Annotated in this window: 15 protein-coding genes and 1 tRNA gene; 6 read left to right on the top strand and 10 right to left on the bottom strand. The window is 39.2% G+C overall.

Translation table 11 applies throughout. From position 1 onward, the window contains the following. The 6 genes from CDG79_RS04320 to CDG79_RS04345 all read right to left on the bottom strand — a co-directional run. On the bottom strand, positions 1–262 hold a 262-nt coding region (locus tag CDG79_RS04320; protein ID WP_317616570.1), incomplete at its 3' end, for a citrate/2-methylcitrate synthase. A gap of 108 nt (positions 263–370) precedes the next feature. Then, complete coding sequence (sixA, locus tag CDG79_RS04325) at positions 371–865, bottom strand: phosphohistidine phosphatase SixA (protein ID WP_094341031.1); 495 nt, start codon at positions 863–865, stop codon at positions 371–373. A gap of 51 nt (positions 866–916) precedes the next feature. Then, entirely contained in the window at positions 917–1,177 is a 261-nt protein-coding gene (locus CDG79_RS04330; RefSeq protein WP_094341032.1) for a ParE family toxin-like protein, read from the bottom strand. Continuing rightward, on the bottom strand, positions 1,174–1,374 hold the full coding sequence (locus CDG79_RS04335) for a hypothetical protein (RefSeq protein ID WP_094341033.1): 201 nt from the start codon (positions 1,372–1,374) through the stop codon (positions 1,174–1,176). Before CDG79_RS04335 ends, CDG79_RS04330 begins: the two co-directional genes overlap by 4 nt. A gap of 259 nt (positions 1,375–1,633) precedes the next feature. Beyond that, complete coding sequence (locus tag CDG79_RS04340; RefSeq protein WP_094341034.1) at positions 1,634–1,777, bottom strand: HNH endonuclease signature motif containing protein; 144 nt, start codon at positions 1,775–1,777, stop codon at positions 1,634–1,636. A gap of 74 nt (positions 1,778–1,851) precedes the next feature. Next, positions 1,852–2,307 carry a DUF29 domain-containing protein gene (locus tag CDG79_RS04345; protein ID WP_094341035.1) on the bottom strand — a complete coding sequence of 152 codons (456 nt, stop codon included), beginning with the start codon at positions 2,305–2,307 and terminating at the stop codon, positions 1,852–1,854. Between the two features lie 13 nt (positions 2,308–2,320). Here CDG79_RS04345 and CDG79_RS04350 point away from each other — a divergent pair, with 13 nt between their 5' ends. Beyond that, a complete protein-coding gene (locus tag CDG79_RS04350) occupies positions 2,321–2,716 on the top strand; it encodes a hypothetical protein (RefSeq protein ID WP_094341036.1) in 396 nt (131 codons plus the stop codon). A gap of 44 nt (positions 2,717–2,760) precedes the next feature. Here CDG79_RS04350 and CDG79_RS04355 read toward each other — a convergent pair whose 3' ends face one another. Further along, positions 2,761–3,768 carry a hypothetical protein gene (locus tag CDG79_RS04355; RefSeq protein WP_143855414.1) on the bottom strand — a complete coding sequence of 336 codons (1,008 nt, stop codon included), beginning with the start codon at positions 3,766–3,768 and terminating at the stop codon, positions 2,761–2,763. A gap of 391 nt (positions 3,769–4,159) precedes the next feature. On the opposite strand from CDG79_RS04355, the gene CDG79_RS04360 reads away from it, so the two are divergent. Further along, a complete protein-coding gene (locus tag CDG79_RS04360; protein ID WP_094341038.1) occupies positions 4,160–4,528 on the top strand; it encodes a hypothetical protein in 369 nt (122 codons plus the stop codon). Between the two features lie 755 nt (positions 4,529–5,283). Here CDG79_RS04360 and CDG79_RS04365 read toward each other — a convergent pair. Both CDG79_RS04365 and CDG79_RS04370 read right to left on the bottom strand, forming a co-directional pair. Next, on the bottom strand, positions 5,284–6,567 hold the full coding sequence (locus CDG79_RS04365) for a DHH family phosphoesterase (protein WP_094341039.1): 1,284 nt from the start codon (positions 6,565–6,567) through the stop codon (positions 5,284–5,286). 644 nt (positions 6,568–7,211) lie between these two features. Further along, positions 7,212–7,709 (bottom strand): HNH endonuclease, encoded by a 498-nt coding sequence (locus tag CDG79_RS04370; protein WP_069070622.1) that lies wholly within the window; start codon positions 7,707–7,709, stop codon positions 7,212–7,214. A 393-nt stretch (positions 7,710–8,102) separates the two neighbouring features. Here CDG79_RS04370 and alr point away from each other — a divergent pair, with 393 nt between their 5' ends. From alr to CDG79_RS42080, 3 genes are all read left to right on the top strand, one after another. Continuing rightward, positions 8,103–9,290, top strand: a complete 1,188-nt coding sequence (gene alr / locus CDG79_RS04375; protein WP_094341040.1) for an alanine racemase — start codon at positions 8,103–8,105, stop codon at positions 9,288–9,290. A 124-nt stretch (positions 9,291–9,414) separates the two neighbouring features. Further along, positions 9,415–9,496: transfer RNA gene (locus CDG79_RS04380), tRNA-Leu, on the top strand. Between the two features lie 636 nt (positions 9,497–10,132). Next, the gene (locus tag CDG79_RS42080; RefSeq protein ID WP_094327288.1) at positions 10,133–10,447 is read left to right on the top strand and encodes a hypothetical protein; all 315 of its coding nucleotides are present in this window, start codon (positions 10,133–10,135) and stop codon (positions 10,445–10,447) included. 84 nt (positions 10,448–10,531) lie between these two features. On the opposite strand, the gene CDG79_RS04390 is transcribed toward CDG79_RS42080, so the two are convergent. Continuing rightward, complete coding sequence (locus CDG79_RS04390) at positions 10,532–11,236, bottom strand: HAD family hydrolase (RefSeq protein WP_223278004.1); 705 nt, start codon at positions 11,234–11,236, stop codon at positions 10,532–10,534. A gap of 653 nt (positions 11,237–11,889) precedes the next feature. Here CDG79_RS04390 and CDG79_RS04395 point away from each other — a divergent pair. Further along, entirely contained in the window at positions 11,890–12,957 is a 1,068-nt protein-coding gene (locus tag CDG79_RS04395) for a response regulator (RefSeq protein WP_094341042.1), read from the top strand. The last annotated feature ends 39 nt before the right edge of the window (positions 12,958–12,996 follow it).

The raw sequence follows: 12,996 nt of genomic DNA on the forward strand, positions 1-12,996 counted from the left end.
AGCATTTCATCATGTCCCGAATGCGGTATTTTATCCGCCGGTGGTAACGAACTTCATGCTCAAATGCTTCCAGTTCTTCCTTGTTTGGCAGTTCACCCCAAATCAAGAGATAAGCAGTTTCCAGGAATGTACTTTTTTCTGCTAGTTCCTCAATTCGGATGCCACGATATTCTAGTATTCCTTTTTGCCCATCAACATAGCTGATACTTGATTGAGCGGCGGGAATGCCTTCTAAACCAGGCTTGTATTCGCACACCATCATGGCACCACCATTTGCTTTTTGAAATATCTGATCGAGTTAACTTACCAGAAATTTATTGTCGCCATAACAGTAGCCGTTCTAACAACAATCGAAAATGTTGAAAAACTGTTATAGCAGGTACTTGGGTGGTGTCAACCAAAACATCTGACTCCGACCCAGAGGAGAACCTGTTTCTGGTAGTTTTATCCCAATCATACCTGCTTTTTTCAAGACTAAGCTTTCTTTGACTTCTCCCCACAGGAGAATTTCTGCCCAATTGGTCAAACCAGGTTCGTGTCCAACCAGCGCCAGTTGGGTATTTTGGGAATAATTTCTTGGTTCTAACCAGTCTTTGAGCCAACTAGAGATTTGACCATCGTGAGCAAGGTGGCTAGATTCCTCTAATTGGGAGCTTAGTTTTTCTGCTATCAGGATTTCAGCCGTTTGGCGGGCCCGCACTAAGGGACTGGTGAGAATTAAATCAAAGTTTAAACCTAATTTAACAAGTTTTTGGGCAACTTTCTCAGTTTTTTGCCTTCCTTCTTTGGTTAGGCTGCGTTCCTCATCCTTGATGCCTAATCCCTGGTCTTCGGCGATACCATGACGAATTAAGTATAGTTCCATACTTTGTATTATGAGCGATCAATTAGGCTGCTCTTATGCAATGTTAGAACGCTATCCACCACTTAGCAATCTGTCATACTCTGGATGCGATCCAATCCAAAACCATACAAAATTATCATCTTCTTTTACAGCAAGCGCCCGATAATATATACCAATACGCACTGACCAAAACTGACCGACTTTTTTGAAATGCAATGATGGATATTTGGGATCTTCCCGAAGAAACTCGTAACATCGATCAGCAAGCTCTTGGATATCAATTGGTAACTGGCGATAGTAATACCAAAAATCAGGGGTTGCTCGATGTTTCACAGATCAGTACAACGTCCTTCTCGAAGATGTTTGAGTGCTTTCTGTGCCAATGCATCTAACCGACCAGCAGCCACATCTTTTTCAATCTGTTTATCCCAGGCTGCTGCATCGAATTCCGCAAACCAGGCACGAAAAGCAGCTAAATCCTCTGGTGAAAGTTGACTAACAGCGAGTTCTACTTCATTTAGGGTACTCATAATCTAGGTAAATCAAGCTTGTTATTCTCTAACTTAAATATACAAGTACTTCCGAACAAAATAACTGAATTTATTTAGGCTAAATATTTTGACACCATTTACACTGCTCCAACCTCTGTTTCAAAAATTCTTGGTTGGGACGGCACATTTCATCTTTTGGAACTCGTATCTCTTTACCATCGATTGTTTTATATTCAGTTTCTTTGAGAACAGGGGAAATATGTACCTTCATTGTTTTTGGATCGATAACAATGAGATTTCAATCAAATAAGGTATGTAAGTCAGCACGTAATAATAAACCATTTGACGGATGATTATTCTCTGTTTCGCTGTAAGGAATTATGTGAGCAGCTTCGAGCGCAACCTCAGCATCAAAATTGGTAATAATCATGATGTTAGCCATTTAGTATACTAAATATAAACAGTATATTTACTTGTTTGAAGTATGGCATCGTGATTGTCGTAGCGCAAATAACCTTACGATTGTTCCTCAACGTTAGGATAAAAGTCTAAGTCTAAAATCTCATCAACAGAAAACGGACAAGCGATCGCAAAGTTATCTTCTGATAAACTTGTTTCCACCATTGCCTCTGGCCGCGCTCTTTGATAAGTAGTATTTATCCACTCGGCATCATTTAAAAAACGCCGCAAGCTAGGACTTTCTTGCAGCAATTCATCTATATTCAGTCGCTCACGGGTAATGGTCACTTGCCAACTGTGACTACGACGTTCTGGTTGATACTTCCATTTCAACAAATGCGATAAGACTAACCGCAACGCACTTTGCAACGCTCGCTGTTGACTCTTACCCAAGTCCACCACTTCCTCAATTAAGTGTTCTAAATCCAGCGTGTCCCAGTGGTGCGATCGCAAAAGCTCTGCTGTCTGCTCTACCCAAGCACAAAAATCTTGCTCATACAGAGTTTGTAACATTTGCAGTTTTAAAATGTTTTTACAAGCAGCAGGGCAATATGATCCAAAATCAAAAGAAACACAAATCTTTTTTGGTAGAGTTCATAATGAATTAAATATAGTTTTGAGTAGTGAAAAAGCTATAGATATGCGACAAAGATTAGAAAATCATCTTAATAAGAAAATTAGTGAATCTGAGTTATTACGAGATTATTTTCCAATTATTGATTTAGCTAATTATGCTGCTGTATGTCAAGCTGCTACTAACAATATGGAACAAGGTATGCATCCTATAAATGCTATTAGATTAGCTGCAAAACAGGTTTTATCTTCAAGCTATATTCCAAAACCTATAGATTTTACTGAGCGTATAGCTTTGGTTCGTTTAAGAATACAGCATTCAAATCAAATTAATTTGTTGCCTGAATGAATTTTAAAATTAATGATTGCATAGATTTTTCCATTAAAGTTAAATTATTCAGTAAATAAGTTCTCATTTTTTTTAACCATTTCTTCGTTAATTAGATTTTCTTCTTTGAAATCTTTATTGTTATCAACTTGATAACTAGTGTTATTATGGGTTATATTCGGATTTAGTAAGCCTAGTATAACATTTTGATAACTTTCGTTATCAGGGATTAAATTCCAGACTGGTTTTTCTTTAAAATTTTCTCCAGCATAAAAAAGTCTATAAAGATTCCCCTCAATTTGTATACCAGATTTGTTGATTACTTCGATAGGCTCTTCTAAAAGTTTTCTAGGTTTTATTACTTTACCCTGCTGTTTTATTTTTTCTATAGCTTTACTCATTAAATAGTCAACTTGACTTCGTGATAAGTTAGTCTTTTTAACAACTTCAGCAGTAATTATTTCCTCAAATTTCGGAAGTTCTTGTAAGTTTTCCGAAACTTTAGACTCACTTATGATTTTATTTACTTCTGTTTGTAAAGGCTTGTTATTATTTTTGTTATTAATTTTGATAACGGGCTTGTTTGTTTTTGGCTTATTGTTATCACCTTCGTTATTAATAGCTTCTAAAATGTTATCACTTTCGCTTTTTTCTGGATTATCAATTCTGTTATCATTTATGATAACATCTTGAATTTTACTTTCTACATTGAGACTATCAGTTTTGTTATCAGAAGTTTTTACACTGTTATCATTATTGGCTTCCTCAATTTCCTCAGTATTTCTGCTCTTGTTATCATCGTTATTATTATTGATAACATTTACAGGTAAAGCTTTTAGGGTATGTTCTAATATTCTTATTCTTTCTTCCAGAGTTTCAAACATTTCTTTAGTAACTTCTGGACTAGGAGCAATAATGTTTTTTCCAGGAATTGCTATTGGAAAGTTAAGGTAAGTAGATAGTGCTTTAATTAGTACTTCAGTTTTGCTATCTCCAGTTTCTTCACAATGCTTTTCTGCTTGCTCATATAGTTCATTTGGAATTCTGCCTGAAAAAAATCGGTTAGATGCCATACTGTTATCATAGATCGATAACGTCATAATAACAGTACTTTCGATTAAAATCTATACTTTTATCAGATTGTTATCACTGTTATTAAATTTCATTTGATGCCGGCAAGCCGTATTGCTGTACTGACAGCTTTGGCTATTTCTCTTTATCCGTGGACTTCCGAGGACAAGTAATTTATTTTTTAAGCCGGGATCTAAGAACTGGAAGCGATTAGGCGGCGAAGCGGAGTGGCAGGGGCGGGCTTGCGAAAACTGGTTGGCCTCACGACAATTCTTCTGCCCGTCCCTGCCACCGCCTAATCGAGCGAAGCGGTCTTCCAGTTCGTTGGGCCTCATGAGGGGGATTTGTTTAACTTCTTTTGTCTAAAAGCTAACCACGTCTCAGATGACCAATATGAAAAAGACTTTTGAATTGGGCTTAAGTTTTAGAGATTTGATTGATTATATTCATATTGGGCAGTGCTACTCTAATGCCTTATTGGTGGCTGACGTTTACCCTGAAATTGAGTATGTAGAAGGTTGGGTATTTAATCATGAAGAATGGATACAGCACGCTTGGAATCGGAAGTCTGGTGAAGAATTTGATTTAACTTATCAAATTCACCTACCCCACCTTCTCTACTGCGATCGCAAAATTGAAGTTGTGGGAACTCTCAAAGGCTTGGAAATGAAGGGATATTCATTTGCTCCAGGGTTTGCCCCTTTAATTGAGCAGCGCTATCGAGTAGCACCAAGCGGGTTATTGACCGGAAAAGGCAAATAAGCCCTTCCTGCGGCGAAGTGTACAAGTTGGGATATAAAAGTCAAGCAATTATTTATTGATTTTCTGCCTTTTACTTCTGTGAACTAGCTTTCTCGTTACTAACTTAATTTTAGCCTTGTTGGGTTGTCCTATAATTTGTTGTCCTTCTCAAAAGCAGAAAATTTAATATTAGTAAATCTGAGATATTTAATATTAGTAAATCTGAGATATTTAAGTTTGATAATAATAGTATTATCTTTTCCATTTCTCTGTAACTATTGCTATACAAGGGTTTGAGAGAAATCTTTGATTAAAATGGCATTTTTGATAAAAAAAGATAGGATATTTCTTTCCAAATCTCTGATCTTTCTTTTATAATAAAAATATGTAGGTTAAAGCCACAGCACAACCCCAAGCCTACATTCTGCAAACCTGGGGATTGGTGCTATTATTTGGTGACGTTAATGACTACCGCAATGGTTATCATCGTCTTCCCTAACCTTCTTACGGTTGCGATGATTCTTCTAGCCCAGAAGTAAACTCGGTTAATCAATAAAGTCTTGGGTGTTAGCTGCACTCAAGGCTTTTTTATTAAACGTCATACATATAGTATATCTAATCCGCCTTCACTTGAACCTATGTGAAAATATCAAAATTCCCGACTTTTATAAAAAGTCGGGAAATATGTTTATCACGAATGACTTAGGGATGCTATCTGACCAAACACTTTGACTGCTGTATGAGTTAGGAGTTTTCCCCATCTCCTTAATCTCCCTCTACTCCGACTGAATTGGGTTGTCTCTAGGGTTAACCAACCTCAGCAGTTTTTGCTTAATTTGAGTGTCGAATACTTCCCATTTCATTTTCGCATAGGCAGAATTTTCGTTGCTGCCGGATAAGAAGCCCATCGGAATTTCAAAGCCGCCTGCGCTTGTCCTTCCACCGCCGAAAAAGCGCCCTGCACTATCTTGTCCAAAGGCTTCTTTGATGAACTCATCAGGGTCAAGGGTCAGTTTGCTAGTTCTCAGGGAACCGATGACTATTTCCAGTTCATCGTCTTCATCGTGAACAATGCCGTAAACTACGGCGGTGTGGACGTTTTCTTCGGTGACGAGAAAATCAGCCGCTTGAGGGATGGCGTCACGGTCTTCGTAGCGTAAGTAACCAACACCAGCAATGGAAAAGTTATTTTGGACGATGCGATTTTTTAGCGATCGCTCGATCACATCCATTACCCGCTTGGAACGGTTCGCCTGTAAAATAGCATTCAGCAATTGGGCATCATAAAATCGGCTTAAATACGCAGCTGCCATAAAGTCTTCTTCTTGCGCTTGCATTAACCGATTTGTATCCGATCGCAAGCCGTGCATCAAGGCAGTTGCACATTTAACGTGTTGATTTATGCTGCTATCTAATGCCAATAACCCTGTTTGGAGATATTGAGTAAAAATTGTTGCCGTCGCTCTTACATAAGGACGGATATCTTCAAACTCTGAGTGCAGATCGCCTTGAATACTGTGATGGTCAACGAGTACGACTAGGGGAATTCCAGCTTGCTGTATTGCTGACAGTAACTGTGAAGTGGTTCCTTGGTTATCAATTAATACAAAACCTTGATAACATGACAAATCTTTGGTTTTCAAGGTTTGCGTTGTCCAGCGTTGGATTGGTAAGTTAGTCAGCCTTACCAAGGCAATATTTTCTTGATGGCTCAATGCGCCAGCATAAATTATCTCACATTTGATATCATATTGCTGGGCAATTAACTGATAAGCCCAGGCACAAGAAAGGGCATCAGGGTCAGGAAAATCTTGCAGAATCACCAATTGGCGATCGTGTCGGTGTGCCAGAAGGGTTTTTTGTAGTTCTTCTGACTTTTGTTGTGCCAGAGAATTACCACGGTGATTGAGATATATGGCCCCATCGCCTACCGATGGCGGTAATGATGGACTTTTAAATGCAACTTCCACTGGCGCTTTCTCTATTTCAGGTTCCTCTGGGTTTGGCTCTGTAGTCAATGACAAACTCTCAAACTGAGTAACGGGAGAATTCAAGTACATAGGGAACTTTTTTAAAGTGTTAGGCTCCTTTAATTCAGAAATACTACGATCGGTAATTCACTGAATTTAGCCACATTATTTTGATCTTCGCAAAAATATCAAGACATTGCACTATACATCTAAGTATATTTTTTGTCAGTAACAGCGCTTGACATCAACTAAATTCCATTGGAGGGGGTATGAGTGCTGGAAACAAGGAAGTTTTGTATATTGGGCTGAATCTGGCAGCATGAATCTGTTTGAGAAGCTTTTTTCTCTTCGGTAAATTTAATCAGCAGAATTTTTATCTTACTTAAGGCATACTTTCTATCTTATACTTTCGGGTTAGTCCTTGATATTTTAAATATTCTTATGCTCAATACTCTCATTATTGTGACTATTGAGCAATTAACAATTATTTTTGATTAACAATGGGTGTTTTATCCCCTTGGAAAATTATGAGAATTCAGAGAAGATGCAAAGCAAAAGGTAAACCCCATACACAAGTATCGAGGCTTGAGCGTTAACGGATTGCGCCTATCTACAAGACGCGATCGCTTTCGTTGCAAACCATATAGCTGCCAATTTTCAGCACTCCATAACTAAAGTTGTTGTTTGTGTCCCAAAGCAGCAAGGTATTTATTCTTTCTCCTCCGCTTTTTTGCTCAAAGCCCTATAACATACTTTTGCCACTCTGTATGCAATCCACTCTTAAGATGTTTACTGACCTCGAAATAGAGGCTGCTATAAGGTTGGCGGGGAGGATGACGTAAAGGCATGTGAGCTTCATGGGGAGTGCGACTGCCTTTTTTAACATTGCAACGGACACAAGCGGTCACAATGTTCTCCCAGGTATCGCCCCCGCCGCGCGATCGCGGTATTACATGGTCTAGAGTCAACTCATCTCCTGTGTAACCACAGTATTGACAGGCATGACCATCCCGGTGCAATATATTTCGGCGAGTCAGAGGAATTTCTTTATAAGGAACGCGTACATAATGACGTAACCGGATTACGGTCGGCAACGGAAAATCCGAGTACAGGAATTTACCGTTGTGTTCTACGCGTTCTGCTTTGCCTTTGATTAACAGAACCACAGCACGCCGCCAACTCGTTATATTGAGAGGTTCGTAAGATGCGTTTAAGACTAAAACCTTCCCCATGTATCTGCGCTCAGGGTATTAGCTTTACATAAATGTTAACACAAATACAACCTGCTAGGGAGATGAGAATAAATTATACTTTCGGCAGAATTCTACAATTAATTTATGAGTTAAGAGTTGTGAGTCAAGAGTTAGCAGTTTGAAAGTAAAACTTCTCACCTGACAGCAGGAATTTTACGTAGGCTAATGCAAATAACACAGCAAAAAGCCGAGCTATAAGATTTATTTATAGGTATTTACTCATAAATCTTAACTTTTATTTTACTAACGCAACATCTTGTATCAATTCCAATATGAAGGTTAAACTTCCTATTTAATCTGATCTCGCTTTTAGGAGCGTGTATAGATAGATAACTTGAAAGTTTAGCCGTGGTGGGATAGGAGTCAGTACAAATGTTAAGTCGCAAAGAAATCCCTGGTGTAGTTCCTAATCAGCAGTGCGACCCCTACGCGTGGTTTTCGCAACGAGCTTGGGTAGAAATTGATTTAGGGGCATTGTCGTATAACGTGCAGCAATTGGTGCAGTTTTTATCGCCGCGGACTCAGTTGATGGCAGTAGTAAAAGCTGATGCTTATGGACATGGAGCGGTAACAGTCGCCCAAACTGTAATTCAATCGGGAGCTAGTTGGCTGGGAGTCGCTACAGTTCCAGAAGCTATTCAATTGCGAGAAGGCGGGATTGAAGCGCCCATTTTGATTTTAGGAGCAACTCATACACCAGAACAGATTCATGCGATCGCACATTGGAAACTTCAGCCCACACTCTGTAGCCCTAAACAAGCTTTGGTCTTTTCCGATACTCTGGAATCCATGAGTCATGGTTCTCCAGTGCCCGTACACATCAAATTAGATACGGGAATGTCTAGGTTAGGAACTAATTGGCAGCAAGCTGGTGAATTCGTGCAATTAGTGCAGCGTTTACCACATCTATCTATTGCCAGTATTTATTCTCATTTGGCAACAGCAGACGATCCTGATACTACGGCAATGGAAGAACAGCATAGACGATTTGAGGAAGCGATCGCCCAAATCAAAGCAATGGGAATTGAAGTGCCATGCTTGCACTTGGCAAACTCAGCAGCTGCACTCACAGATCCGTCATTGCACTACGACATTGTGCGAGTAGGTTTAGCTGTTTACGGACTCTACCCAGCACCGCATTTACAAAATGCGATCGATCTCAAACCCGTTTTGCAACTTAAAGCACGAGTCACCCAAGTTAAAACAATTGCCAAAGGAACTGCTGTTAGTTACGGGCATAAATTTATTGCCCCGCGCGAACTTCGCCTCGCTGTCGTGGGAATTGGCTATGCTGACGGCGTTCCTCGCAGTCTTTCTAACAAAATGCAGGCGTTAATTCGCGGTCAGCGAGTTTCGCAAATCGGGACAATTACAATGGATCAGTTGATGCTGGATGTGAGTGCCATACCCAATATCCAAGAAGGAGAAGTGGTCACTTTGTTAGGGGAACAGGGAAATGAACAGATTTCAGCAGATGATTGGGCAGAACAATTAAATACTATCTCCTGGGAAATTCTCTGCGGGTTTAAGCATCGTCTGCCTCGTGTTGCAGTTATGTAATTGAGCATGGAGAAGAGGCAGAGGGGCAGGGGGAAGGGTGCAGGGGGAAAAACTCTTTCTTCTCCCCGACTCATTTATTCCCTATTCCCAAAAATAATTTCTTGTGGTAAGATAGTAAACTGATGCGGATATGGCGAAATTGGCAGACGCGCTAGATTTAGGTTCTAGTTCCGAAAGGAGTGAAGGTTCAAGTCCTTTTATCCGCACTTGTGACTTTGCGATCGCTCATTTCTTGGATGATATCAAACCTGAAGACAATCATCTCTCATGGTAATTGCTGCGATCGCTTATCCTACCTTTTTTAGAGGAAATTTCAATTGTGACTGTGCTTTGTTGTTCCATGTAGCACTATACTATGGACGCTGGTTTGCTTTCGGGCGGGCGAATGCTATGGCAGGGCTTCGCCAATCGCATTTGCTACAAGCCTAAACAGTAACTTTAAGGGAGCCTTGGGATTTTCAGTTAAGTAAGTCGGCATGAAAATTTCAATGTATGTCATTGCGAATGTAACGAAGTGGAATGAAGCAATCGCAAAGGTCTTGTAGTTTTTACATTCTGTTACATGGTTAGATTTATTTGTACCGACTTATTTATATAAAAAAGTTTTGAATAATCACCTCTAAATATAGGAATCCAACTTGAATCTTGCTAGGCATACTAGAGTATAACCCATGTCAGGTAAGATTTTGACCATTATAACTTTTCAAAAATCAAATATAAATCCTAATAATAGTTACAAAAGTAACTATTTCAACATGACTTTGTATACAGGCATATACCTGACTATTCCGATTACATTGAAGATGTACAAATCAAGTAATGCAAGGCACATTAAAGGATATATGAACCGCTTTAAATCTATTCTTCTTGGAGGCTTATTAGCAGCTGCTTCAATTGCTGCTGTTTCTCAAAATGCTAATGCTGCTGAATTTAAATCTGAGCATGATAACTTTAATCGTAATACTGTAGCTTTTAATAACAGTAAAGTCGAACACGAACGTCAAGTCCGCGAACAACGCGCTCGTGAATTACGCGAACGTCAAGCTCGTGAATTGCGCGAACGTAAAGCTCGTGAGTTACGCGAACGTCAAGCCCGTGAATTGCGGGAACGTCAAGCCCGTGAATTGCGTGAGCGTCAAGCGAGACTTCATCACTAAGTTGAAATTTTCCCTCACTCATATTACGTTAGGAGAGTATTGCTACTCTCCTTTTTTTTATTTGCATGAATAAATCTGCTTAAATTAATGCCCAAATTCAGCTAAATCTGAGGTGATGAGTTTTTCAATTAGTTCCATAACACCATCCCCCCGACTACCATTAGTCACAAAATCTACACGCTCTTTGAGCATCGGCAAAGCATTGGCAACTGCTACTGAATAACCACAAATATTGAGGAAATCATGGTCATTTTCTGCATCGCCAATCCCGACTACATTTTTAGGTGATAACTGCATCTCATCCAAAGCGGCAGCTAACCCTGTGGCTTTATTAATTCCTGAAGGTAGCACCATCACCGCACCTTTATTCAATATGACTTGTAATTCTAATCCCATCTGGCGGATAGTTTCTAAAACTATAGTTTCTTGGGGATGCCAAGTCGCAACAATTACACGGCCAACTGACAGGGAATTGACTTGGCGATCGCGCAATGCGTTAATAAATTCTGCTGATGGTTGCGAACCTAATAGTTTCTCCCGACGGGTAGCTGGCGAATACAGCAAAGCGCCGTTTTCTGCTACTACATAATCAAACAAATCTACATGTCCAAAAACTTGCAGCAATTCATCTAGCTGTCTACCTGTCACCAAGATGAGTTTGTAACCAGAATTCCGCAGACGTGATAGTGCTGCCAAAGTATTTTCATTTACATGATTGTCAGTTGCTAGTGTACCGTCGTAGTCAGTGGCCAATACAGAATAACGCATAAAGCCAGTAAATAAAGACACGAAGCATTCAGCAATTATACATCCTAATGCTTAATCTAGAGATGTGGCGATCGCACTCACACTACATCCACAGTACGAATAAACTGGCGATCGCGCAAATTTTTTGGACAACCAGAAAAATTCACCTGGAGACTTGGTTAATTTCATACCTTTTCCCGATCTAGTTATTATTTCCTCTGAATTGTGTTTTATTTTTTTCAAAAAAATCAGTATTATCCCTGTAGTCACAACAGGGTTGCTTAATGAAGAGTGGCTTTATTTAGTACTTATATGCTTAAAGACTAGATTTTTTTAAGTGTAAATACAGAAGTTCAAATATATTGATTTAAGAAAATCAGTATTATTCCTGTGGTCAGATTGGGGTTACTCAATGGAAAGTGGCTTCATCTAGTCTTGACATTTCTATGTCTTATTCTCCAAAGATGTCTGTAAATCTCAGTAACAGGAAGTAAATTAATAATAATTTACGAATTTGCTGAGATTTGATCGTTTGAAAAGAACGCTATTTTCGTTGAGTTTCACCACAAACCCTAAATATAAACTGATGTACTTTAACATACAAAAGTTTGATGCTTTTTACTTGATTTTAATTGTGGAATAACTCTATACGAATTTAGTTTACACGGATCGAATTTAGCTGAAGTAAAAGCAAAATGAGCACAACTCCTATAGGTAGCTACAGGTTGTTCCAGAAACTACATCCGCTATCTCTGTTGGCACAATTAACCAGTCGGCGTGCTACAGGGTGCTTAAGCATATTTACTGGAATAGTTTCTTGGTCAATTTATCTAGAGGACGGTAAACTTACTTATGCCTCCTATTCAGATAAACTGTTTGAGCGGCTTGATAGTCACTTACGACGCTTAAGCCAACAAATTCCCGCTCTCAACAGCGCCACTCGCGTGCAGATGCGACTGATGTTTGAGACAAAGAATGAACATCAATCAATACCTAATGCGGATTACCAAGCTATTTGTTGGTTAGTAAATCAGGATTATATTACCACTGTACAAGCAGCAAGCCTGATAGATGAATTAGCAAAAGAAGTACTGGAATCATTTTTATGCTTAAAAGAAGGTAGCTATGAATTCAGCCCGGAAAGCTCTTTGGATGAACTACCAAAGTTCTGCCGCCTGGATTTGCGGTTACTTGTTGAATACTGTCAAAAGCAATTACGAAATCGGCAAAATATCCAGTCATCAATTCCGGCTGGTGGGAATTCCCAAGTTTTGTCTAAAATACAACCGTCTCAAGTTCAGCCACAACTACAAATAAAACTTGGGCAAAAGTTGCCGATACCAATCAATTTTGATATTCCTGAAAATAATAAAACTACTCAGCCAACTGTTGGCAAAAAACTATATACAATTGCCTGCATTGATGATAGCCAAACAGTTTTGAATTCCATCAAACACTTTTTGGATGAAAACACATTTTCAGTTGTAACTATCAACGATCCGGTGAAGGCTTTAATGCAAATTCTTCGGAGTAAGCCCGATCTGATTTTGCTAGATGTTGAGATGCCAAGTTTAGATGGTTATGAGCTATGTTCCTTATTACGAAAACATTCAGCTTTTAAACATACACCTATCATTATGGTGACTGGTAGAACAGGATTTATCGACAGGGCAAAGGCAAAAATGGTCAGATCGTCAGGATATTTGACCAAGCCTTTTACACAATCAGAATTGCTAAAAATGGTTTTTAAACATCTTGGTTAATTTAGTAACAACCAATAACTATAACCAAATTTAATCGCC

Origin of the sequence: Nostoc sp. 'Peltigera membranacea cyanobiont' 232 (genome assembly GCF_002245985.1) — a bacterium.
Taxonomy (GTDB): Bacteria; Cyanobacteriota; Cyanobacteriia; order Cyanobacteriales; family Nostocaceae; genus Nostoc.

Bases quoted from the DNA above. Each gene is read 5' to 3' on its own strand.
- sixA (WP_094341031.1), bottom strand. From the start codon at position 865: ATGGAACTATACTTAATTCGTCATGGTATCGCCGAAGACCAGGGATTA.
- CDG79_RS04335 (WP_094341033.1), bottom strand. From the start codon at position 1,374: ATGAGTACCCTAAATGAAGTAGAACTCGCTGTTAGTCAACTTTCACCA.
- CDG79_RS04340 (WP_094341034.1), bottom strand. From the start codon at position 1,777: ATGGCTAACATCATGATTATTACCAATTTTGATGCTGAGGTTGCGCTC.
- CDG79_RS04345 (WP_094341035.1), bottom strand. From the start codon at position 2,307: ATGTTACAAACTCTGTATGAGCAAGATTTTTGTGCTTGGGTAGAGCAG.
- CDG79_RS04350 (WP_094341036.1), top strand. From the start codon at position 2,321: ATGTTTTTACAAGCAGCAGGGCAATATGATCCAAAATCAAAAGAAACA.
- CDG79_RS04355 (WP_143855414.1), bottom strand. From the start codon at position 3,768: ATGGCATCTAACCGATTTTTTTCAGGCAGAATTCCAAATGAACTATAT.
- CDG79_RS04360 (WP_094341038.1), top strand. From the start codon at position 4,160: ATGAAAAAGACTTTTGAATTGGGCTTAAGTTTTAGAGATTTGATTGAT.
- CDG79_RS04365 (WP_094341039.1), bottom strand. From the start codon at position 6,567: ATGTACTTGAATTCTCCCGTTACTCAGTTTGAGAGTTTGTCATTGACT.
- CDG79_RS04370 (WP_069070622.1), bottom strand. From the start codon at position 7,709: ATGGGGAAGGTTTTAGTCTTAAACGCATCTTACGAACCTCTCAATATA.
- alr (WP_094341040.1), top strand. From the start codon at position 8,103: ATGTTAAGTCGCAAAGAAATCCCTGGTGTAGTTCCTAATCAGCAGTGC.
- CDG79_RS42080 (WP_094327288.1), top strand. From the start codon at position 10,133: ATGAACCGCTTTAAATCTATTCTTCTTGGAGGCTTATTAGCAGCTGCT.
- CDG79_RS04395 (WP_094341042.1), top strand. From the start codon at position 11,890: ATGAGCACAACTCCTATAGGTAGCTACAGGTTGTTCCAGAAACTACAT.